Source organism: Variovorax sp. GW460-12-1-14-LB1 (assembly GCF_059423605.1).
Genome location: NZ_JBWKYF010000024.1, coordinates 44,808 through 64,821 on the forward strand (window position 1 = coordinate 44,808; position 20,014 = coordinate 64,821).

Annotated in this window: 22 protein-coding genes and 2 riboswitches; of the genes, 11 read left to right on the plus strand and 11 right to left on the minus strand. The window is 69.4% G+C overall.

Translation table 11 applies throughout. The features are described from left to right. Positions 1–78: 78 nt before the first annotated feature. Positions 79–348 carry a hypothetical protein gene (locus tag AC07Y4_RS14615; protein WP_487847276.1) on the plus strand — a complete coding sequence of 90 codons (270 nt, stop codon included), beginning with the start codon at positions 79–81 and terminating at the stop codon, positions 346–348. 11 nt (positions 349–359) lie between these two features. Here the strand turns inward: AC07Y4_RS14615 and AC07Y4_RS14620 are convergent, their stop codons facing one another. Next, positions 360–599 carry a DUF7661 family protein gene (locus AC07Y4_RS14620; protein WP_495274767.1) on the minus strand — a complete coding sequence of 80 codons (240 nt, stop codon included), beginning with the start codon at positions 597–599 and terminating at the stop codon, positions 360–362. A gap of 91 nt (positions 600–690) precedes the next feature. On the opposite strand from AC07Y4_RS14620, the gene AC07Y4_RS14625 reads away from it, so the two are divergent. Beyond that, on the plus strand, positions 691–1,008 hold the full coding sequence (locus AC07Y4_RS14625) for a hemagglutinin (RefSeq protein ID WP_354346455.1): 318 nt from the start codon (positions 691–693) through the stop codon (positions 1,006–1,008). An 11-nt stretch (positions 1,009–1,019) separates the two neighbouring features. Here AC07Y4_RS14625 and AC07Y4_RS14630 read toward each other — a convergent pair whose 3' ends face one another. Beyond that, positions 1,020–1,739 carry a hypothetical protein gene (locus tag AC07Y4_RS14630; protein WP_487847275.1) on the minus strand — a complete coding sequence of 240 codons (720 nt, stop codon included), beginning with the start codon at positions 1,737–1,739 and terminating at the stop codon, positions 1,020–1,022. Positions 1,740–1,850: 111 nt separating this feature from the next. Here AC07Y4_RS14630 and AC07Y4_RS14635 point away from each other — a divergent pair, with 111 nt between their 5' ends. From AC07Y4_RS14635 to AC07Y4_RS14655, 5 genes are all read left to right on the plus strand, one after another. Then, positions 1,851–2,768 (plus strand): protein NO VEIN domain-containing protein, encoded by a 918-nt coding sequence (locus AC07Y4_RS14635; RefSeq protein ID WP_095947426.1) that lies wholly within the window; start codon positions 1,851–1,853, stop codon positions 2,766–2,768. Positions 2,769–2,923: 155 nt separating this feature from the next. Next, positions 2,924–4,225 carry a UDP-N-acetylglucosamine 1-carboxyvinyltransferase gene (locus AC07Y4_RS14640; protein ID WP_487847274.1) on the plus strand — a complete coding sequence of 434 codons (1,302 nt, stop codon included), beginning with the start codon at positions 2,924–2,926 and terminating at the stop codon, positions 4,223–4,225. A 7-nt stretch (positions 4,226–4,232) separates the two neighbouring features. Next, the gene (locus AC07Y4_RS14645) at positions 4,233–4,730 is read left to right on the plus strand and encodes a hypothetical protein (protein WP_487847273.1); all 498 of its coding nucleotides are present in this window, start codon (positions 4,233–4,235) and stop codon (positions 4,728–4,730) included. Positions 4,731–4,833: 103 nt separating this feature from the next. After that, the gene (locus AC07Y4_RS14650) at positions 4,834–5,874 is read left to right on the plus strand and encodes an NAD(P)H-dependent flavin oxidoreductase (RefSeq protein WP_487847272.1); all 1,041 of its coding nucleotides are present in this window, start codon (positions 4,834–4,836) and stop codon (positions 5,872–5,874) included. A gap of 39 nt (positions 5,875–5,913) precedes the next feature. Next, a complete protein-coding gene (locus tag AC07Y4_RS14655; protein ID WP_062474402.1) occupies positions 5,914–6,591 on the plus strand; it encodes an alpha/beta hydrolase in 678 nt (225 codons plus the stop codon). Here the strand turns inward: AC07Y4_RS14655 and AC07Y4_RS14660 are convergent. Next, positions 6,566–7,186 carry a TetR/AcrR family transcriptional regulator gene (locus AC07Y4_RS14660; protein WP_487847271.1) on the minus strand — a complete coding sequence of 207 codons (621 nt, stop codon included), beginning with the start codon at positions 7,184–7,186 and terminating at the stop codon, positions 6,566–6,568. The two genes, AC07Y4_RS14655 and AC07Y4_RS14660, sit on opposite strands and share 26 nt — an antisense overlap. A 50-nt stretch (positions 7,187–7,236) precedes the next feature. On the opposite strand from AC07Y4_RS14660, the gene AC07Y4_RS14665 reads away from it, so the two are divergent. From AC07Y4_RS14665 to AC07Y4_RS14675, 3 genes are all read left to right on the plus strand, one after another. Next, entirely contained in the window at positions 7,237–8,355 is a 1,119-nt protein-coding gene (locus AC07Y4_RS14665; protein WP_487847270.1) for a DUF2855 family protein, read from the plus strand. Positions 8,356–8,497: 142 nt separating this feature from the next. Next, the gene (locus tag AC07Y4_RS14670; protein ID WP_487847269.1) at positions 8,498–9,409 is read left to right on the plus strand and encodes a DUF3014 domain-containing protein; all 912 of its coding nucleotides are present in this window, start codon (positions 8,498–8,500) and stop codon (positions 9,407–9,409) included. Positions 9,410–9,517: 108 nt separating this feature from the next. Beyond that, positions 9,518–9,766, plus strand: a complete 249-nt coding sequence (locus tag AC07Y4_RS14675) for a hypothetical protein (RefSeq protein WP_062474407.1) — start codon at positions 9,518–9,520, stop codon at positions 9,764–9,766. A gap of 31 nt (positions 9,767–9,797) precedes the next feature. Here the strand turns inward: AC07Y4_RS14675 and gcvP are convergent, their stop codons facing one another. The 6 genes from gcvP to AC07Y4_RS14705 all read right to left on the minus strand — a co-directional run bounded on the left by gcvP (position 9,798) and on the right by AC07Y4_RS14705 (position 17,217). Then, entirely contained in the window at positions 9,798–12,707 is a 2,910-nt protein-coding gene (gene gcvP / locus AC07Y4_RS14680; RefSeq protein ID WP_369632346.1) for an aminomethyl-transferring glycine dehydrogenase, read from the minus strand. Between the two features lie 57 nt (positions 12,708–12,764). Then, positions 12,765–13,136, minus strand: coding sequence for a glycine cleavage system protein GcvH (gene gcvH / locus AC07Y4_RS14685; RefSeq protein ID WP_062474411.1), 372 nt, complete (start codon positions 13,134–13,136; stop codon positions 12,765–12,767). A 71-nt stretch (positions 13,137–13,207) separates the two neighbouring features. Then, positions 13,208–14,389 carry a glycine cleavage system aminomethyltransferase GcvT gene (gene gcvT / locus AC07Y4_RS14690; protein WP_487847268.1) on the minus strand — a complete coding sequence of 394 codons (1,182 nt, stop codon included), beginning with the start codon at positions 14,387–14,389 and terminating at the stop codon, positions 13,208–13,210. A gap of 47 nt (positions 14,390–14,436) precedes the next feature. Then, a riboswitch (glycine riboswitch) is annotated at positions 14,437–14,541 on the minus strand. Between the two features lie 12 nt (positions 14,542–14,553). After that, a riboswitch (glycine riboswitch) is annotated at positions 14,554–14,644 on the minus strand. 31 nt (positions 14,645–14,675) lie between these two features. Then, entirely contained in the window at positions 14,676–15,212 is a 537-nt protein-coding gene (locus AC07Y4_RS14695; protein WP_062474467.1) for a hypothetical protein, read from the minus strand. Positions 15,213–15,308: 96 nt separating this feature from the next. Continuing rightward, positions 15,309–15,782, minus strand: a complete 474-nt coding sequence (locus AC07Y4_RS14700) for a L,D-transpeptidase Cds6 family protein (RefSeq protein ID WP_139703919.1) — start codon at positions 15,780–15,782, stop codon at positions 15,309–15,311. 244 nt (positions 15,783–16,026) lie between these two features. Next, the gene (locus tag AC07Y4_RS14705; RefSeq protein ID WP_487847267.1) at positions 16,027–17,217 is read right to left on the minus strand and encodes an MFS transporter; all 1,191 of its coding nucleotides are present in this window, start codon (positions 17,215–17,217) and stop codon (positions 16,027–16,029) included. 109 nt (positions 17,218–17,326) lie between these two features. Between AC07Y4_RS14705 and AC07Y4_RS14710 the strand changes: the two genes are divergently transcribed. Continuing rightward, positions 17,327–18,106 carry an AraC family transcriptional regulator gene (locus tag AC07Y4_RS14710; protein WP_062474418.1) on the plus strand — a complete coding sequence of 260 codons (780 nt, stop codon included), beginning with the start codon at positions 17,327–17,329 and terminating at the stop codon, positions 18,104–18,106. A gap of 27 nt (positions 18,107–18,133) precedes the next feature. Here AC07Y4_RS14710 and AC07Y4_RS14715 read toward each other — a convergent pair whose 3' ends face one another. Both AC07Y4_RS14715 and AC07Y4_RS14720 read right to left on the minus strand, forming a co-directional pair. Then, positions 18,134–19,426: a TRAP transporter large permease gene (locus tag AC07Y4_RS14715; protein ID WP_062474420.1), complete on the minus strand. Its 1,293-nt coding sequence runs from the start codon at positions 19,424–19,426 to the stop codon at positions 18,134–18,136. A gap of 10 nt (positions 19,427–19,436) precedes the next feature. Then, positions 19,437–19,949 carry a TRAP transporter small permease gene (locus AC07Y4_RS14720; protein WP_354346484.1) on the minus strand — a complete coding sequence of 171 codons (513 nt, stop codon included), beginning with the start codon at positions 19,947–19,949 and terminating at the stop codon, positions 19,437–19,439. Positions 19,950–20,014 lie beyond the last annotated feature (65 nt).

Genomic DNA, 20,014 nt, shown 5'->3' on the forward strand with positions numbered 1-20,014 from the left:
GTGGGTACCGCGAGGTGTAGCAGATTGCCGTGTCATCTGTCACCCCGGCTTGGGCAAGGAGGCGGTCAGAATCGCCGCATGAAAGTGGTGTTCAAGCTTCTGTTCGCGTACCTGGTGGCGAGCCTGTTGTCGACCGGCCTTGCGCTGGTTCTGTTTCCGCTGCACGCGCATGTGCCTGCGGTGGTGGTACTGCTCGCGTTTCCGCTGGTGCCGTGGACCTTGCTTGGCAACCTCGCGAGCCAGGGCTTCAGGGCCCGGGAGGTGGGGCCGTTGCTGGTGTTCGTGCTGGCGTTTGGCGGCGTGGCCTGGCTGGCGTTTCGGTCGTCATCGAAGGCCGCGCAGCGATAGCCGCGCCGGGCTCACTTCGCCCCGATCTCGAAGACATCGCCGTTCGTCGGCGTCGCGTTCTCGTGGTAGATGTCGTAGAGGTACTGCGCGAGGTCGGCCGGCGCCACGTCCGGCGGAATCGCGAGCTGGGCGAGGCCCAGTTTTCCGTCGGCGCCGACCCAGTGGCTGCGCCAGCGGGCATCGGTCATTTCGACGCGCAGGGTACGGCCGAACACGTTGAAGAGGTGGCGCATCGTTTGGGCTCCGGGCATGCACGAAAAGAGATGAGGGGACAGCCACTGTAGCGCCCTCGCCGTATGCACAATGGGCCGAATCGCCCGTCACATCCACTCCAGAGTCCGCATGGCAGACCTCAACGTACGCAAGACCTACGAAGCGGCCGTGGCCGAGCTGGGGCCTGCCGCTGCGCGGATGCTGGCCGATGGTGTGAGTGAAGAACAGGTGGCGCGCTGGATCTTCGCGCAGCGGGACGATCTCAAGCTGCACTACCGCGCGCTGACGCCCTCGCACGAGCTGCAGGCCCTCGAAGCCAGGTCGCACAGCCGCTACGGCAACACGCTGGGCCCGTCGATCGAGCAGCTGCGAAGCGCGGGAAAGTCGTGGCGGGACATCATCGATTCGGCGGCGCGGCCGGGGAACCACTACCGCCAGGGCGATTGATCGTTCGTTCGCTACGTGCCGCTGAGCCAGCGGCCGGAGTTCGCGCAGACCTGCGCCGGTTCGCCGTTCACCCGCACCTGTTCTTCATCGAGCTGCGACGCGGTGGCCGGATCGACATCGAAGCCGACGCCGAGCAGGCGCGCCACCTGCGCGTCTTCGATCGACAGCTCCCAGGTCAGGAACAGCTGCGTGCGATCGAGCGAAGACGGGAAGTCGGCCGCGTCGAAGCCGTGGTCGCTGCCGCGCGGCACGACGGCGTGGGGCTGGCCCGTGTCGAACAGCAGGGCCGTGCCCCGCGTGAGCGCAATGCGATGGCCCGTGACGGGAAAGTGCACGTCCAGGCCCTTGTCCTCGCTGAGGAACAGGTTGCAGAAGGCCGCGCCGCCGTACTGCGCGCCGTCGTGGTGGTAGCGGGCGCCGCGGCAGGCCATCAGGGCGACGTCGCTGGCAGGCAGCAGCGACGCGGGCAGGCCCAGCGTGCCCAGCCAGCCGGACATCGCCTGCACGCACTGCGCGTAGTCGGGCCAGCGCGTGCGCGCGCGGGCCAGCGGCATGGGTTCGACATCGCCGGGTTCGAGCAGCACGTTCGTGGCGATCTCCCGCTGCCAGTCGGCCACGAGGCGGGCCGGGGGCTCGGGCACGTCAAGCAGGGCCGCGTGCACGATGCCGCTCACGCTGCGGCTGCGCAGCGTGTCGCCGTGCCAGAAGTAGGAGGTCAGCAGGTCGTGCATGCGGGGGCTTTCAAGGCACGGAGGGTACACGCGGCGGGGCGCCGGGCACCGGGGAGCGACGGCCGATGCGGCATACTCCCACCCCCTCCCAACTCGCCAGAATTCCGCTGAATGGACAAGGAAGTCGACCCCTCCGTGCTCGCCGCCATCGATGAGATGCGGCTCTCCGGACCGCGCCTCACGCCGGTCGAAATCGTCGCCAAGATGGGGGTGTTCGACGCACGCGACAAGCCGTTCGAGCACGCCTGGCTCGCCACCGGCGACAACGTCATCGCCACCATCTGGGGCGAGTACGTGAGCGTGGCGGCCGGTGGCCGCTGGTTCTACCTGGAATCGCTCGACGCCCAGCGCCGCCCCGGCGGCGGCGTGCGCAGCGCCCAGCAGGCGCAGCGCGCCAAGGACCGCCTGGCCCTGCTCAAGCGCACCTTCGACGCCGGCCAGGGCTTCCGCGCCGTGCTGCAGACCAACCGCGTCGCCATCGCCGAGCTCGAGAGCAACAAGAGCGCCAAGGTGTCGACCCGCGTGCGCGACGATGCCGAATGGCACGTCGCGAGCTGGGAGCCTGAACAACAGCTCGCCGTGCTGGTGCGCGGTGCGCGCGGCTGGGTGCCGACCGAGGCCGACATCACGGCCGCCAAGGCCCGTGGCGGCGTGCCGGCGGCCGATGACGCCGACGCGGCCCCGGCCGGCCCGACCACGACCGACGCCGTGCAGGCCGCCGCCATGGCCTATGTCATGGGCCACTTCAAGGGCTACGGCTACAACGCGGAAGACGTCACCAGCAAGGCGCTGGGCTACGACATCGAGGTGTCGAACGCCAAGGGCGCGATGCTGCTCAAGGTGGTCGTGAAGGGCACCGCCCCGGCGCTGCCGACCTTCGCGCTCACGCCCGAGGAAAGCCTGTGCGCCGTGCGCGAGCCGCTGTGGCGCCTGCTGGTGGTGGCCGACGCGGGCAGCGCGACGGCGGCGCACAAGATCTACAAGCCGACCGAAGTGGACCAGGCGCCGGGCTTCCAGCGCAAGGCCTGACGGGCCTCCCGGGCAACGCCGCGGCCGCACCGGCGCGCCGCGGGCGTTTCCAAATTCTTACAACTGAGCCCCCGGAAACCCGTCGTTTCCAACGGTAAAGTTCCGCCGTCCGGCGCGAACAGTTCGTGCCTTCGCCCCTCTGTTCGCCCCCTTTCATGTCCAACCTCATCGTGCACGGCGGTACGCCCCTTCGCGGCCGCATCATTCCCTCCGCCAACAAGAACGCGGTGCTGCCGGTGCTGTGCGCCACCTTGCTCACCGGCGAGCCGCTGCGGCTGCACGGGGTGCCCGACATCACCGACGTGCGCAAGATCCTCGACATCTTCCGCACGCTGGGCAGCGAGGTCCACATGGACCACGAGAGCGGCACGCTCGAACTGCACCACCGCGCCACCACCTTCGATGCGGCGCTCCACCGCCTGCCCGAGGAGATGCGCTCGTCGATCATGCTGGTGCCGCCGCTGCTGGCGCGCTTCGGCGTGGCGCGGCTGGAGGACAACGTCAAGGGCTGCACGCTGGGCGTGCGCGAGATCGATCCGCACGTGGAGGTGTTCCAGCGCTTCGGCGGCCAGGTGGAGCGCACCGAGGGCTCGCTGCTGGTGTATGCGCCCGGCCGGCTCACGCCCACCGACCACTGGCTGGACTACGCCTCGGTGACGACCACCGAGAACTTCGTGCTGTGCGCGGCCGCCGCGGACGGCACCTCGACGCTCACCAACGCGGCCTCGGAGCCGCACGTGCAGGAGTTCTGCCGCTTCATGGCCATGATCGGCGTGCGCATCGAAGGCATGGGCACCTCGCGGCTCACGGTGCATGGCGGCGGCGCGCTGGGTGGCGGCGAGTTCCGCTTCGACGAAGACTTCCACGAGATCACCACCTTTCTGGCGCTGGGCGCGATCACCGGCGGCGACGTCGTGGTGCGCAACAGCGCGCCGGGCAACTTTCCGCTCATCGACCGCACCTTTGCCAAGTTCGGCGTGCAGATCGAGCATGCCGACGGCTGGTCGCGCGCCATCCGCAGCGGCCCGCTGAAGGTGCAGACGCCGTTCACCAGCAACGTGCTCACCAAGGTGGAGGCCGCGCCGTGGCCGTACTTCCCGGTCGACCTGCTGCCGATCTTCATCGCGCTGGGCGTGCGCGCGCAGGGCAACGCGATGTTCTGGAACAAGGTGTACGACGGCGCGCTGGGCTGGACCGGCGAGCTGTCGAAGTTCGGCGCGCACGTGTTTTCGTCCGACCCGCACCGGCTCATCACCTTCGGCGGCCACGCGCTCACGCCGGCGGTGGTCGAGAGCCCCTACATCATCCGCGTGGCGATCGCGCTGTTCATGGTGGCCGCGAGCATCGAGGGCAAGTCCGAGATCCGCAACGCGACCCCGATCCGGCGCGCGCACCCGCGCTTCGTGGAAAACCTGCGCAGCCTGGGCGTGCAGGTGGAGTGGACCAGCGAGGAGTGAAGCGGTCGTGATCGTCTCCGTCTCGAACAAGGCCAAGTGGCTGCTGATGCAGCTCGGGCAGCTGGTGCTGATGGTCGGCCTGACTTCGCTGGTGTTCAACTACGCCTACCGCTTCCTGGTCGACCGCACGATCAACACGCCGCTGTTCTATGCGGTGACGCTGCTGCTGGCGCTCGTGGTCATCGTCGCGGTGCGGCGCGACTACCTGTTCGTGTCGCGCTACGAGTTCACGCCCGAGGCCATCGTCGTGCGCACGGCACTCGGTGCCTCCAAGCGCTTCGAGGCGCAAGATTTCAAGTTCGTGCCCAGCCTGCACAAGACGATCAACCTGCCGGAGCCGAAGGCCTCGCTGTCCTTCGATGTGCAGAACCGCCAGACGGGCCGCCGTGCCCGCAACTACACATGGACCGGCTTTGCGGTGGAAGACTTCCGCGCAGTGTGCCGCCTGTACGGCTACCAGGACGACACCGATTTCAAGCTGAAGGACTTCGGCAAGGCGCGCTGAGCCGGCGGGCGGCTGCGCCCGCGATGACCCCGCAGCCACAGCGCCCACCGGCTTCGCCGGAGAATGCCGTCATTCGACACACGGACACAGGAGCGCACCCCGAATGACGACGTTGCAACAGATCCTCGGCACCGAACTTCCATTGATCCAGGCGCCGATGGCCGGCGCGCAGGCCAGCGCGATGGCGATCGCGGTGTGCAACGAGGGCGCGCTGGGGTCGCTGCCGTGCGCGATGCTCGGCCCCGACGCGATGCGCAGCGAACTCGCGGCGATCCGCGCGGGCACCGACAAGCCCTTCAACGTCAATTTCTTCGCCCACACCCCGCCCACGCCGGACGAGGCACGCGAGGCCGCCTGGCGCGCCGCGCTGGGGCCGTACTACGCCGAGTTCGGCATCGACCCCGCGGGCATCCCGACCGGCCCCGGGCGCAACCCCTTCAGCGCCGAGGTGGCCGACCTGCTGGCCGAGTTCAAGCCGCCGGTGGTGAGCTTCCATTTCGGGCTGCCGCCCGAGCCGCTGCTGGCCAAGGTGCGCGGCTGGGGTGCGAAGGTGCTGGTCTCGGCCACCACCGTCGACGAGGCGCTGTGGCTCGAGGCGAAGGGTGTCGACGCGGTCATCGCGCAGGGGCTGGAGGCCGGCGGGCACCGTGGCCACTTCCTGTCGCACGACCTCACGAAGCAGCTCGGCACCTTCGCGCTGCTGCCGCAGCTGGTGCGTGCGCTGAAGGTGCCGGTGATCGCGGCGGGCGGCATCGCGGATGCCGACGGCGTGGCCGCGGCCATGGCGCTGGGCGCGGCCGGCGTGCAGGTCGGCACGGCCTATCTGCTGACGCCCGAGGCCATGACCAGCGCGCTGCACCGCGCGGCGCTGAAGAGCGAGGCCGCGCGCCACACGGCCCTCACCAACCTGTTCACCGGCCGGCCTGCGCGCGGCATCGTCAACCGCGTGATGCGCGAGCTGGGCGCCATCGGCCCGGCGCCGGAATTTCCGCTCGCCACCTCGGGCATCGCGCCGCTGCGCGCCAAGGCCGAGGCGCAGGGCAGCGGCGACTTTTCTCCGCTGTGGTCGGGGCAGAACGCCACCGGCTGCCGCGAGGTGTCCTCGGCCGAGGTCACGCGGGCGCTGGCCAAGGGCTTTCGCTGAGCCGCGCCGTCCGTCATTTTTTCGAGGCACTTCCGACCCATGACATCGCTCCATCTGCCCCTGCAGTTCCTGCACCATCCCGCACCCTCGGGCGGCCCTGAACCCTGGCTGCTCGTGTTGATGCACGGCGTGGGCAGCAACGAGCAGGACCTGTTCGGCCTGGCGCGCATGATGCCGCCGCAGTTCCACGTGCTGAGCCTGCGCGCGCCGTACGTGCTGTCGCCCGGTTCCTACGCGTGGTTCGAGTTCCAGGTGCTGGCCGACGGCGGGCGCCGCATCGACGAAGAACAGGAGCGCGAAAGCCGCTTCCTCATCGGCGAGATGGTCGCGTCGGCGTCGCAGCAGCTGGGCATTCCGCCCGAGCGCGTGGTGGTCGGCGGCTTCAGCCAGGGCGGGATCATGTCGCTGTCGCTGCTGCTCACGCAGCCCGAGAAACTGCGTGCCGCGCTGGTGTGGCACAGCCGGCTGCTGCCCGAGGTGGTGCCGCACATCGCGCCGCCCGAGGCCTTCGCGGGCAAGGCGCTGTGGGTGAGCCACGGCAGCGCCGACAACGTGATTCCGCCGAGTGCCGCGCAGGCCACGCGCGAGCTGGCGCGCGGGCTGCCGCTGGCGCTGTCGGGCTCGGACTTTCCGGGCGCACACGAGATCCGCCCGGCCGAGCTGCAGGGCACGCTGGCGTGGCTGCAGGCGCTCAGCGCGCCAACAGCCGCGCCGTGACCATCGCTTCCATCTCGGCGACCCAGGCGTCGCCCGTCGCGTCGTCGGGCTGCACCAGCAGCCGGTAGCGGCGCCCGCCCCAGGCGGCGGTGAGCAGCGCCTGCACGGTGGCGGGCGAGGGCGGCGGCTGCAGGTCGCGGCAGGCGGCGAAGGCCTGCGTCCAGCGCGCGAGCAGCTCGTCGTACACGCGCCGGTGGTGCTTGGGCTCGGCCACGCGGTGCTCGAGCATCAGCATCTCGTGGTCGAAGGCGGGCAAGCCGTCGATGCGCGTGTCGCAGGTGAGGCGCACGAGGCGCTGCGTGCGTTCATGCCAGTCGATGCCTGAAGGCGCGATCACGTCCGCGTCGAGCCGCGCCAGCAGCGCCTCGACGCAGTGGCGCACATAGCCCGAGAGCAGGGCTTCCTTGTCGGGAAAGTAGTCGTAGAAGGTGCCGACGGCGATGCCGGTTTCGAGCGCCACGGCGCGCGTGGTCACGCCCTCCCAGCCCTGCGCGCGCCAAATCCGAACAAAGGCGTCGTAGATGGCCTGCACGGTGAACTTGCCGCGCGCCTGCGTGGGGCGTTTCAGGGGCTTGGAGCGGGGTGCGGCGGGCATGGACCGGGTTTCCGAACCCGCGGCGAAGCGGGCCGTCCTACAGTTTGCGAATGAACAACGCATTCACTTTAACCCGCCTCGAAACGCGCAAGAACGCACTCGGAACCACCCGCATCGTCACTTCGGAAGACGCCGGCAGCCTGCAGCCGGGCGAGGTGCTGATGCAGATCGAGCGCTTCTCGCTCACCACCAACAACATCACCTACGCGGCCTTCGGCGATGCGGTGATGAAGTACTGGCAGTTCTTTCCCACCGGCGACGCCGACTGGGGCCACATGCCGGCCTGGGGCTTTGCCGACGTGGTGGCATCGAACGTCGAAGGCGTGGCGGTGGGCGAGCGCTTCTACGGCTACTTTCCCATTGCGAGCCACCTGCGCATGCAGCCGGTGCGCGTGACGCCGCGCGGCTTCTACGACGGTGCGGCGCATCGCAGCGAATTGGTGTCGGCCTACAACCAGTACATGCGCTGCAGCCACGACGCCGGCTACGTCGCCGCGCTGGAGGACTACCAGATGCTGGTGCGCCCGCTGTTCATCACCTCGTTCATGCTGGCGGACTTTCTCGAAGACAACGGCTTCTTCGGCGCGACGCAGGTCGTGGTGTCGAGCGCATCGAGCAAGACGGCGTTCGGCACGGCCTTCTGCCTCGGCCGCCGCGAAGGCCTGCAGCTGATCGCCGCCACCTCCGAAGGCAACCGCGCCTTCGTCGAGGCGCTGGGCTGCTACGACCGCACGGTGGCCTACGGCGAGATCGCCACGCTGGCGGCCGACGTGCCCACGCTGTATGTCGACTTCGCGGGCCACGACGCGCTGCGCGCCACGGTGCACCACCACTTCGGCGAATCGCTGGTGTACGACTGCTATGCGGGCTCGGCGCAGAAGACCGAGTTTCTGGGCGACACCAGCGCGCTGCCCGGCCCCACGCCGAAGCTCTACTTCGCACCCGTGCAGATCCGCAAGCGCAACGCCGACTGGGGCCCGCAGGAGGTCAACCGCCGCTTCAACGATGCGCAGGGCCGCTTCATCGCCGAGCTGAGCCGCCCGGGCAACCGCTGGATGACGCTCGCGCAAGGCCGCGGCTTCACGCATGCGCAGGCCGTGATCGCCGACCTGCACGCGGGCCGCGTCGATCCGCGCGAGGCGCATGTGGTGCGCATCGGCGGCGAGTGACAGCGTGAGCGACTGAACTTCGGCGCGGGTGGGGCGTCACAGGGGGTTACGAGAACGTGGCGATCGTGCGGGCCATGCAGGCCATCCTGGTGCACCATTGCCTTTCGTCTCCCCACTGCCATCCCGCAAAAGGAAACCGCCCATGTCCGACGCCGACTCCCCCCGCGACACCCCTGAATTCCGACCCCGCAAGGAAGCGCCGATGGGCACCATCGTCGGCCTGGCGCTGGTCGTGCTGGTGGCGGCTTATTTCGGCTGGCGCTGGTACCAGCAGCAGCAACTGGCGCCGCTGCCGACCGCGCCCGTGGCCGTCGCCCCGACCGACGCGCCCCCCGAGCCACCGAAGGCCGAAGAGCCGAAGGGCCCGCAGAACCCGGTCGAGGCACTGGCCCCGCCCGATGCCGCGCTGCCTGCGCTGGCCAGTTCCGATGCGCGCGTGATGAAGGCGCTCTCCGAGCTGCTGGGCGGCAAGGCCGTGGCGGCCTACCTGCAGTCAGACGGCGTGGTGCGGCGCTTCGTCGCCACCGTCGACAACCTGCCGCGCGAGCAGGCGCCCGCGAGCAAGTGGCCCGTGCAGCCCGCGCCGCAGCGCTTCATCACCGAGGGGCCGCAGCAGGGCGGCGTGCAGACCATCGCGGCGAACAACGCGGCGCGCTACAACGGCGTCGTGATGCTGGCCGGGGCGGTCGATCCGGCCAAGGCGGCGGCGGTGTATGCGCGGCTGTACCCGCTGTTCCAGCAGGCGTACGAAGAGCTGGGCTACCCGGGCCGCTACTTCAACGACCGCTTCATCGCCGTGATCGACCACCTGCTGCAAGCGCCCGAACCCACGGGGCCGGTGCAGGTGAAGCTGGTCGAGGTGAAGGGCGACATTCCCTCGCAGCGGCCCTGGGTGCGCTACGAGTACGCCGATCCGAAGCTCGAATCGCTCTCGGCCGGCCAGAAGATCCTGGTGCGCATGGGGCCCGAGAACGAGCGCAAGATGAAGGCCAGCCTGCGCGGGCTGCGCGCGCAGATCGCCACCGGCGAGATCGCGAAGAAGAAGCAGCCCTGAGGCGCGATGCACTGACAGCGCCCCGCCTGCACGCCCTGTAGGCGCGGGCCGATTGCATGCGGCGCGAAGGGTCGAGATGATTTGCGCCTACGACTTCGAGGGCAAGCCATGAACCTGATGAGCGTCGATCTTTACCAGAGCACCACCGACCCCGGGAAATTCCTGGCGCTTCCCGCCGGCACCGACCCGACCGAACTCATGGGCCCGATGACCTTCGATCGGGACTACGCGCACATCAAGCGCTACCAAGCGGCCTTCGCCTTCGATCCGTCCGAAACCTACGCGGGCGTGAACGCCGCGAAGATCGCCGCGGACCTGCTCACCGTGAAGTGGGCGATGTACCGCCGCGAAGGCTGAACGGCGGGCGGCTTGCGCCGCCGCGCCTTCGTCAGGCCTCTTCGGTTTCCTGGTACTCGCCCACCGGCACGCAGCTGCAGAACAGGTTGCGGTCGCCGTAGACGTTGTCGACGCGCCCGATCGGCGGCCAGTACTTGGCCTGCTTGAGTTCGGCCAGCGGGAACGCGCCGAGTTCGCGCGAGTACGGGTGGCTCCACTCCGTGCCGAGCAGGCTGGCGGCGGTGTGCGGCGCGTGCTTGAGCGGGTTGTCGTCCTTCGACCAGACGCCTTCTTCCACGCGGCGGATTTCGCCGCGGATGGCGATCATCGCGTCGACGAAACGGTCGAGCTCGGCCAGCGGTTCGCTTTCGGTCGGTTCCACCATCAGCGTGCCGGGCACGGGGAAGCTCAGCGTGGGCGCGTGGAAGCCGTAGTCGATGAGGCGCTTGGCCACGTCTTCGGCGGTGACGCCGCTGGTGTCCTTGAGCGGGCGCAGGTCGAGGATGCACTCGTGCGCGACGTGGCCGTTGGGGCTCGCGTACAGCGTGGGGTAGTGGTCCTTCAGGCGCGCGCTGATGTAGTTGGCGCTGAGGATGGCCGTCTCGGTCGCGGCCTGCAGGCCCTTGGCGCCCATCATGCGGCAGTACATCCAGCTGATCGGCAGCACGGCTGCGTTGCCCAGCGGCGCGGCCGACACGGCGCCCACGCCGTTCGAGGGCACGCCGGCCGTGGCATGGCCCGGCAGGTAGGGCACGAGGTCTTCGACCACGCAGACCGGGCCGACGCCCGGGCCGCCACCGCCGTGCGGGATGCAGAAGGTCTTGTGCAGGTTCAGGTGGCTCACGTCGCCGCCGAATTCGCCCGGCGCGGCCACGCCGACCAGCGCGTTCATGTTGGCGCCGTCGACGTACACGCGGCCGCCGTGTTCATGCACGAGCTCGCACAGTTCCTTCACGCGGGTTTCGAACACGCCGTGCGTGCTGGGGTAGGTGATCATCACGGCGGCCAGGTGGGCGCTGTGTTTTTCGCAGGCGCGCTTGAGGTCGTCCATGTCGACGTTGCCCTGCGCGTCGCAGGCCGTCACCACCACCTGCAGGCCCACCATCTGGGCGCTGGCCGGGTTGGTGCCGTGCGCGGACGAGGGAATCAGGCAGATGTTGCGGTGGCCCTGGCCCTTGGCTTCATGGAAGGACTTGATGGCCAGCAGGCCCGCGTACTCGCCTTGCGAGCCCGCGTTGGGCTGCAGGCTGATGCCCGCGTAGCCGGTCGCTTCGCACAGCCAGGCGCGCAGCTGCGCGTCGAGCTGGGCGTAGCCCTGCAGCTGGTCGGCGGGCGCGAAGGGGTGGATGTTGGCGAACTCGGGCCAGGTGATGGGGATCATCTCGCTGGTCGCGTTGAGCTTCATGGTGCAGCTGCCCAGCGGGATCATGCTGCGGTCGAGCGCGAGGTCCTTGTCCGAGAGGCTGCGGATGTAGCGCAGCATCGCCGTTTCGCTCTTGTGGGTGTTGAACACCGGGTGCGTGAGGAAGGCGCTGGTGCGGCGCAGGTCCTCGGGAATCAGCGGCGTGGTGCTGGCGGCCAGCTCGTCGAAGCGCGGCATCGCGGTGCCGGCGGGCACGAACAGGGCCCACAGGGTTTCGATGTCGGCGCGCGTGGTGGTTTCGTCCAGCGAGATGCCCAGGTGCTGCTGCAGGCGCTGGCGCAGGTTGACGCCGCCGGCCTGCGCGCGCTCGATGATCGCGGCGGTGTCGTCGCCGGTGCGGATCGTGAGCGAATCGAAGGCGGTGGTGTTCACCGGCTCGCGGCCCATCTGCGACAGGCCCTTGGCGAGGATGGCGGTGAGCACGGCCACGCGCTGCGCGATGCGCGTGAGGCCGTCGGGGCCGTGGTACACGGCGTACATGCTGGCGACCACGGCCGGCAGCACCTGCGCGGTGCAGATGTTCGAGGTGGCCTTCTCGCGACGGATGTGCTGCTCGCGCGTCTGCAGCGCGAGGCGGTAGGCGGGCTGGCCGTGCGTGTCGACGCTCACGCCGACGAGGCGGCCGGGCAGCGAACGCTTGAACGAGTCGCGGCAGGCCAGGTAGGCGGCGTGCGGGCCGCCGTTGCACAGTGGCATGCCGAAGCGCTGCGTGGTGCCGCAGACGATGTCGGCATCGAACTCGCCGGGGGCGACCAGCAATGTGAGCGCCAGCAGGTCGGCCGCGACGATGAAGGCGGCGTCGCACTGGTGTGCGTGGCCCGCGAGCGGGCGCAGGTCGTGCACGTGGCCGGTGGTGGCCGGGTACTGCGCGAGCACGCCGAAGAACTCGCCGCTCACCATCAGGTGCGGCAGCGTTTCCGACACCGTGCTCACCTTGACCTCGATGCCCAGCGGCGCGGCGCGCGTCTTGATGACCTCGATGGTCTGCGGGTGGCAGTCGCCCGACACCAGGAACACGTTGCTCTTGCTCTTCACGCTGCGCTTGGCGAGCGTCATGGCTTCGGCCGCGGCCGTGGCCTCGTCGAGCATCGAGGCGTTGGCGATGGCCATGCCCGTGAGGTCGCACACCATCGTCTGGAAGTTGAGCAGGGCTTCCATGCGGCCCTGCGAGATCTCGGCCTGGTAGGGCGTGTAGGCGGTGTACCAGGCGGGGTTCTCCAGGATGTTGCGCAGGATCACGCCCGGCGTGTGCGTGCCGTAGTAGCCCTGGCCGATGAAGCTCTTGAACACCTTGTTCTTCGACGCCAGCGTCTTCAGCTCGGCCAGCGCGTCGGCCTCGGTGACCGGCGCGGGCAGGCGCATCGGCCGGGCGCGGCGGATGGCCGCGGGCACGATGCCGTCGATGAGCTCCGCGCGCGTTTCCGAGCCGATCACCGGCAGCATGCGCGCCTCGTCCGCCGCATCGATGCCGATGTGGCGGGCGAGGAATTCTTCGGCGTTCTCTAGTTCTTGCAAAGAGGGAAGGGCGGGAATCGGCATGGCGGTGAAGGCTCGGGGAGAAGGAACGAAGGTGCGAGGAAGCTGCTGTTCAGCGGATCAGGATTCGGCGGCGAACTTGTCGTAGCTGGCGGCGTCGAGCAGGGCGTCGAGCTGCGCGGGCTCGCTCAGCTTGACCTTGAAGAACCAGCCGGCGGCCAGCGGGTCGCTGTTGGCCAGCGACGGGTCGGCGCGCAGCGCTTCGTTCACTTCGGTGATCTCGCCCGACACGGGCATGAACACATCGGCGGCGGCCTTCACCGACTCGACCACACCGGCGACCTCGCCCTGCGCGAAGGTCTTGCCCACTTCAGGCAGGTCGACGAACACCACATCGCCCAGCGCGTCCTGCGCATGCACGGTGATGCCGACGGTGGCGGCGCCGCCTTCGGCCGCCACCCATTCGTGGTCCTTGGTGTATTTGATGCTCATGAAAAAACTCCTCGTGGAAAAAATGGAATCGGGATGCAGAGCCTAGCCGGGTCTGCGGGGTTCAGTGTCGGTCAGCCGCGGTAGTAGCGCGTCGGCACGAAAGGCATCGTCGACACCTCCATCGGCACCGGCTTGCCGCGCACGATGGCCTGCACGCGCGTGCCGGGCTCGGCGAAGGCGGCGGCCACGTAGCCCATGGCCACGCAGCGGTCGGCCGTGGGGCCGAGCAGGCCGCTGGTGACGGTGCCGATGTCGTGGCCTTCGAGCGACTGCAGCAGCGTGCCGTCGCGCACCGGAATGCGTTCGAGCGCCACGAGGCCGACGCGTTTGCGCGTGAGCGTCTTGTGGTCGGTGTGGCCGGCCGCGCCCGAGGCGACGGCGGCCAGCTGGGCCAGCACCTTGGCCGCGCCCGGGAAGCCGCCTTCGCGCGCACCGCCCGCGCGGCGCACCTTCTGGATGGCCCAGTTGAGCGAGGCTTCGACCGGGGTGGTGGTGGTGTCGATGTCGTTGCCGTACAGGCACAGGCCGGCTTCGAGCCGCAGCGAGTTGCGCGCGCCCAGGCCGACGGGCTTCACCTCGGGCTGTGCGAGCAGCAGGCGGGCGAGGGCGTCGGCGTCTTTTGCGGCCACCGAGATCTCGAAGCCGTCTTCGCCGGTGTAGCCGCTGCGGGTGACGAAGGCGGCGATGCCGCCGATCTGCACCGCGCCGCCGGTCATGAACACGAAGCGCTCGATGCCGGGCGACAGGCGCGCCAGCGTGGCCGCAGCCTGCGGACCTTGCAGTGCCAGCAGGGCGTGGTCGGGCAGGGGCTGCACCTGGCAGCGCGCGCCGATCTTGTCCTGGATGTGGGCGATGTCGGCCACTTTGCAGGCGCCGTTCACGATCACGAAGAGCGAGCCATTGCCTTCGTTGAAGAACATCAGGTCGTCGAGGATGCCGCCCTCGTCGTTCAGCAGCAGGCCGTAGCGCTGCTTGCCGGCGGGCAGATCGACCACATCGACGGGCATCAGGGTTTCGAAGGCGGCGGCGGCATCGGGGCCGACCAGGCGCAGCTGGCCCATGTGCGAGATGTCGAACAGGCCGGCCGCATCGCGCGTGTGCTTGTGCTCGGCCATGAGGCCGGCGGGGTACTGGACCGGCATCGAATAGCCGGCGAAGGGCACCATGCGGGCGCCCAACTCGACGTGGAGGTCGTACAGCGGGGTCTTGAGAAGTTGAGTATCCGAAGAAGCGGAAGCGGAGGAAGCGGCCACGGGGCACTCCAAAGGGGCAGTCGAAATCCATGGCTGCAACGCCACGGGCCACCCCTGCTGTCCGCTTTACCTGAGAGATTCGCCCCACGATCGGGGTTTGCTCCTTCGGTGGGCCGCATGCAATGCCACGGCCTCTCTCCAGCAAGGAAACGCCGGTGGTTGCCGGCGTCTTGTCAGTCCTTTTGCCTGAGCGTTCGGGGAACCCCTGCGCCTTCGGCGGCCCCGTCGCGCGGGGCTCTCTCCTGACCCGGCGAGTGTAGTGGATCGCGGGGCCGGGGCTGGCAGCTCAGTGCACGGTTTCCGCCGGCGGCAGCAGCTTGTCGATGCGCTCGCGCAGCGAGTCGGCGCGCTCGGGGCCGGCGGCCTTCTCGATCTCGGAGAGCATCAGTGCGGCGATGGTCAGCATGGCCTCGCGGTCACGGGCCTCGCGCAGGGCGTCGCGCATCTGGTTGGCGAAGCGCGGGTCGCGGCGCACGAACATGCGCTCGCAGATGTCGAACAGGAACATGCGCGTGGTGGCCAGCGAGCGCTTGCCGTCGAAGCTGTCGGCCGAGGTGGCGACCTGGATCGGCTCGGCGGCGGGGACGGGCGTGGGGGCCGGTGCAGGAGGCGGCGCGACCGGGCGCGCGACCTGCAGGTAGCCGCGCTGCATCAGCCCCTGGATCGCCTGCTCGGCCTCGACGCGGCTGGGGAACAGCGGGCTGAAGTCGGTCAGCGAGCGCCGGCCGTCGGCCATGAGCAGCAGGGCGCGTTCACGCTGGCTGAGCGTGCGCTGCCCGGCCTGGAGTTCGTCGCGTGCCTTCTCGGTCTTGGTGGGGAACATGGCGGCCACAGCTTTCGGAGGTCGAAGGCTGCAGCATCGTTGCAAGTGGTGACATCTTCGTGAACCATTTGCCTTACAGGGACAAGGCGGTGCGCGTCAGTTGCCCGCGCTCTCCTTGCGGATCAGCCAGCGCGGGCCCACGCGCTGCAGCTCGAGCGTCTTGCGGTCGGTCTCGGTGAGCGCGTCGGCGCTGTAGACCTGCCGGAACTGCGCGCTGGCCGAGGTGCCCTGGACGCTGATCACCAGCCCCTCGATGCCCACGCTGATGCGCGACTTGCCCGTGATGCGGGCGCGCCGGTCGGCCTCCCAGCGCTCGCGGGTCTGGCCGCGCGCGGGGGTGAAGTCGCTCGCGTAGGCGGCGAGGTAGCGCTCGACGTCGCGCGCGGACCAGGCGGCGGCCCAGGCGCGCACGGCGGTTTCCACTTCGGCGAGGTGGGTGACGGGATTGGCGGGGGCGGCTGCTGGCGCAACGGCTGCAACGGGCGCGGCGGCCGGCGTGGCCGCGATACCGGCGGTGGCCAGCAAGCCGGCAGCGACAAGGCTGCTGCCCTGGGCGACGATTCGGTGCATGGCGTCCTTCTCTTTCCTTCTTCTTGTCTGTCAGGCTCGACGTCGAAGCTTGCGTCGATTCTGGCAGTGAAAGAGGGCGCGTGCGGCGTCGAATCGACTGCGGAAATCGGTGGTTCTGCGGTTCAGGGCGCGTGCACAGGACACCGGGTACTTCCCTTCGCGAATGTCCCCCGCCTTCGGCTCCTCCTTGATTTCGCTGCGGGAAGCACCCAGTGCCCTGTGCACCGGGTGCGCGGGGCAGAGCTCAGGCCGCCGCAGCCTCGCCCGCCATCACCTGCACCGTGCGGTTGCGCAGCCGCAAGGCCAGCACGGTCGCCACGCACAGCACGCACAACACCACCGTGAGCGTCACGCCGAGCCCGCGCGCATCCGACAGCAGGCCGAACAGCGGAGACACCAGCCCGCCGACCGAGAGCGCGAGACCGAGCGTGATGCCGCTGGCGGTGGCCGGGTTGCGCGGCAGGTAGTCCTGCGCGAGCGTCACCTGCGCGGCGAAGGGAAGGAACATGCTCATGCCGAGCCATGCGGTGCAGGCCAGCGCCGCGCCGGGCGTGGAGGAGAGCACGAGGCCCGCCATGGCCGGCAGCGCGAGCAGGTAGCCGCAGCGGATCGTGCCCATGCGCCCGATGCGGTCGCCGAGCCAGCCGCCGGCCAGCGTGCCCACGGCCCCTGCGGCAGTGAAGGCGGTGAGCGCCGCGGCGCCCTGGAAGGTGCTGCCGTGCAGGTCGCGCGTGATGCGCAGCGAAAGCATCGACAGCACCGTGACGTAGGGGATCGACCAGCCCACGATGGTCGCCACCAGCAGGCTGAAGGCGCGCCAGTCGTTGTGCGGTTTGAGCACCTGGGCGCGGGCCTGCGCGGCGCGCGCCGCCGTGGCTGCGTGCTGGGCGGCCGCGCTGCGCCGCGCGTTGGCCGCGACCCACACCACGCCCATCGCCACCGCGGGAATGCCCAGCAGGTAGCTGCGCGACAGGCTGCCGCCGCCGACCACCGTGGCCGCCAGCACGGGCGCGAACGAGGCGCCGATGGTGCCGCCCACCGAGAACACGCTCATCGCCTTCTGCGAGGCGCCGCCGGCCGCACGCGCGGCCACGGTGGCGGGCGGGTGGTAGGCCGCGATGCCCAGCCCGCACAGCGCGACCGCGATCCAGGTCAGCAGGTAGCTCTGGCTCAGGCCCGCCAGCACCACGCCCAGCGCGGCCACCAGGAAGCCCACGGGCACCAGCCAGGCGCGCGGGTGGCGGTCGGCGTACAGGCCGAACAGCGGCTGCACCACGCTCGACAGCCCGGTGGCCGCCAGCATCAGGCCGCTCACGGCCGTGTAGCTGTAGCCGCGCTCCAGCACCATGAAGGGCAGCAGCGCGGGCACGAGGCCCTGGTAGAGGTCGTTGACGGCATGGGTGCCGGTGAGCAGCCCGAGTCGGCGCGTGTTCATGCGATGGCTTCTTTCCTGGATGTCCGGTTGGAGAAAAAGAGGGAGAAAAGCCATCGTAGGAAGACATGGGAAGATGTTCTCGCTACGAATGTGCAAACATCGTCGTGAAATGGACAAACTGAATCTGCGCCCCGACGAGGGCGAATCGACCCCGCGCGCCGTCGCCGTGCTGGCCACCGATCCGGCGGGCGACGCCTTCATTCCGCCGCATGCGCACCGGCGCGGGCAGCTCATCCACGCGATCTCGGGCGTGATGATGGTCGGCGCGGCGGCCGGCAGCTGGGTGGTGCCGCCGGGGCGCGGCGTCTGGGTGCCGCCGGGCATGACGCACCAGATCCGCATGGCAGGCGAGGTGAAGATGCGCACCGTCTTCGTCGAGCCTGGCACGCGCGCCGACCTGGGCGCCGAGTGCCGCGTGATCCATGTGGGCGCGTTGCTGCGCGAGCTGATCGTGGCGGCCGTGTCGCTGCCGCTGGACTACCCGCCGGGCGGGCGCGACGAGCGCGTGATGGAACTGATCCTCGACGAGATCGAGGCCGCGCCCGCGCTGTCGCTGCATGTGCCGATGCCGCGCCATGCGCGCCTGGCCGCGCTGTGCGAGGCGCTGATCCGCGACCCCGCGCAGCCCGCCACGCTCGACGGCTGGGCCGCGCGGCTGCACATGAACGCGCGCACGCTGGCCCGGTTGTTCGAACGCGAAACTGGCATGACCTTCGGCGCGTGGTGCCGACAGGCGCGGCTGCTGCTGAGCCTGCCGCGGCTGGCCGCGGGCGCGTCGATCCTGGAGGTGGCGCTGGCGCACGGCTACGAGAGCCCGAGCGCCTTCACCGCGATGTTTCGCCGCACGCTCGGCGTGCCGCCGAGCCAGTACCTGCACCCGCCGGCCTGAGGCGGGTGCAGGCGTGTGCCTGCGCCGCTACTTGAACCCGAGCGCGCGCGGCAGCCAGGTGCTGAGCATCGGCACGAAGGTCAGCAGCATCAGCACCGCGCCGTGCGCCCACAGGAAGGGCACCAGCTCCTTCACCAGCGCCGACATCGGCACCTTCGACACGTTGCAGGTCACGAACAGCAGCCCGCCCACCGGCGGCGTGATCATGCCCAGCGTGAGGTTGAAGATCACGATCATCGCGAAGTGCACCGGGTCGACGCCCAGCTTGATCGCCACCGGCGCAAGGATCGGCGCCAGCACCATCACGCCCGGCAGCGGCTCGATGAAGATGCCGAACAAGAGCAGGAACACGTTGACGATGATCAGGAACATCCACGGCGAGAGGTTCATGCTGATGAGCCATTCGGCCATCTGCTGCGGAATGCCCTCGATGGTCAGCACCCAGGCGAACGAGGCCGACAGCCCGATGATGATCAGCACCGACGCCGACAGCAGCGCCGAGCGCGACAGGATGTCGGGCAGCATCTTCCACTCGAGCGTGCGGTAGATGAACTTGCCGCACACCAGCGCATAGAACACCGCCACCACCGAGGCTTCGGTGGGCGTGAACCAGCCGGCGCGCATGCCGCCCAGGATCACCACCGGCAGCAGGATGGCGGGAATCGCCTTCCACGTCGTGATGAGGATCTCGCGCAGCGGCGGCGTCTGGCCGTCGCCCTTGTAGTTGCGCTTCTTCGAGACGTAGAAGTTCACCACGCACATCGCCACCGCGATCAGGATGCCCGGCACGATGCCGGCCACGAACAGCTGGCCGACCGACACGGTCTCGTCCTGCAGTGCGTAGATGATCATGATGATCGAGGGCGGGATGATCGGCCCCACGATGGCCGTGGAGGCCGTCAGCGCCGCCGCGTACGAGCGGTCGTAGCCGGCCTTGTCCATCATCTTGATGAGCATCGAGCCGGGGCCGGCCGCGTCGGCCAGCGCCGAGCCCGAGATGCCCGAGAAGAAGGTCAGCGACACCACGTTGGTATAGCCCAGCCCGCCGCGCCGGTGGCCGACGAACTGGCCCGCGAAGCGCAGCAGCACCTCGGTGAGCGAGCCGCCGCTCATGAGCTCGGCGGCCAGGATGAAGAAGGGCACGGCCATCAGCGGAAAGCTGTCGATGCCGGTGAAGGTTTCCTTCAGCAGCACCATCAGCGGGTAGCTTTCCGCGAGGATCAGGGTGGCGGCCGTGGCCAGGCCGAGCGCGAAGGCCACGGGCACGCCGATGGCCAGGAACACGCAGGCGGAGACGATCAGGACAATGCTGGCATCCATGGTCTTCTCCTTACAGCGAGGCCGACGCGTTGGCGTCGAAATGCGCGTCGGACGCGAACTCGCGGTGCAGCACGTAGCCGCGCACCACCAGCAGCCAGTGCACGATCAGCAGCACGCCGCCGATCAGCATCGCGCTGTAGATGTAGGCGAACGGAATCTGCGTCACGGCGGTGAGCTGGAACATCGTGCGTTCCATGTAGAGCCAGCCGTACCAGACCATGAAGCCGAAGAAGGCGAACAGCAGCCCGGCCACCACGATGCGCACCGCCACGGCCGCCGGCCGGGGCAGGGCGTCCTGCAGGTTCTCGACGGCGATGTGGCCGCCGTAGCGCAGCACGGGCCCGGCGCCCAGGAAGGTGAGCCAGATCATCATGTGGCGCGACACCTCTTCGGCCCATTCGATCGACTGGTTCGTGGTGTAGCGCAGCACGACGTTGGTGAAGATGATGACGGACATGGCCGCCAGCAGGAGGATCAGCGCCCACCGGTTGGCGGCGAGAAAGTAGCGCTCGAAGGCTTGCACGTTGTGGTTCTCTGTGGTGTCGGAAATGCGAAGCGCCCGGCACACTGAGGCGGGCCGGGCGCGGT

Excerpts from the sequence above, each read along its gene's own strand:
- AC07Y4_RS14615 (WP_487847276.1), top strand. The coding sequence starts at position 79 with ATGAAAGTGGTGTTCAAGCTTCTGTTCGCGTACCTGGTGGCGAGCCTG.
- AC07Y4_RS14620 (WP_495274767.1), bottom strand. The coding sequence starts at position 599 with ATGCCCGGAGCCCAAACGATGCGCCACCTCTTCAACGTGTTCGGCCGT.
- AC07Y4_RS14625 (WP_354346455.1), top strand. The coding sequence starts at position 691 with ATGGCAGACCTCAACGTACGCAAGACCTACGAAGCGGCCGTGGCCGAG.
- AC07Y4_RS14630 (WP_487847275.1), bottom strand. The coding sequence starts at position 1,739 with ATGCACGACCTGCTGACCTCCTACTTCTGGCACGGCGACACGCTGCGC.
- AC07Y4_RS14635 (WP_095947426.1), top strand. The coding sequence starts at position 1,851 with ATGGACAAGGAAGTCGACCCCTCCGTGCTCGCCGCCATCGATGAGATG.
- AC07Y4_RS14640 (WP_487847274.1), top strand. The coding sequence starts at position 2,924 with ATGTCCAACCTCATCGTGCACGGCGGTACGCCCCTTCGCGGCCGCATC.
- AC07Y4_RS14650 (WP_487847272.1), top strand. The coding sequence starts at position 4,834 with ATGACGACGTTGCAACAGATCCTCGGCACCGAACTTCCATTGATCCAG.
- AC07Y4_RS14655 (WP_062474402.1), top strand. The coding sequence starts at position 5,914 with ATGACATCGCTCCATCTGCCCCTGCAGTTCCTGCACCATCCCGCACCC.
- AC07Y4_RS14660 (WP_487847271.1), bottom strand. The coding sequence starts at position 7,186 with ATGCCCGCCGCACCCCGCTCCAAGCCCCTGAAACGCCCCACGCAGGCG.
- AC07Y4_RS14665 (WP_487847270.1), top strand. The coding sequence starts at position 7,237 with ATGAACAACGCATTCACTTTAACCCGCCTCGAAACGCGCAAGAACGCA.
- AC07Y4_RS14670 (WP_487847269.1), top strand. The coding sequence starts at position 8,498 with ATGTCCGACGCCGACTCCCCCCGCGACACCCCTGAATTCCGACCCCGC.
- AC07Y4_RS14675 (WP_062474407.1), top strand. The coding sequence starts at position 9,518 with ATGAACCTGATGAGCGTCGATCTTTACCAGAGCACCACCGACCCCGGG.
- gcvP (WP_369632346.1), bottom strand. The coding sequence starts at position 12,707 with ATGCCGATTCCCGCCCTTCCCTCTTTGCAAGAACTAGAGAACGCCGAA.
- gcvH (WP_062474411.1), bottom strand. The coding sequence starts at position 13,136 with ATGAGCATCAAATACACCAAGGACCACGAATGGGTGGCGGCCGAAGGC.
- AC07Y4_RS14695 (WP_062474467.1), bottom strand. The coding sequence starts at position 15,212 with ATGTTCCCCACCAAGACCGAGAAGGCACGCGACGAACTCCAGGCCGGG.
- AC07Y4_RS14700 (WP_139703919.1), bottom strand. The coding sequence starts at position 15,782 with ATGCACCGAATCGTCGCCCAGGGCAGCAGCCTTGTCGCTGCCGGCTTG.
- AC07Y4_RS14705 (WP_487847267.1), bottom strand. The coding sequence starts at position 17,217 with ATGAACACGCGCCGACTCGGGCTGCTCACCGGCACCCATGCCGTCAAC.
- AC07Y4_RS14710 (WP_062474418.1), top strand. The coding sequence starts at position 17,327 with ATGGACAAACTGAATCTGCGCCCCGACGAGGGCGAATCGACCCCGCGC.
- AC07Y4_RS14715 (WP_062474420.1), bottom strand. The coding sequence starts at position 19,426 with ATGGATGCCAGCATTGTCCTGATCGTCTCCGCCTGCGTGTTCCTGGCC.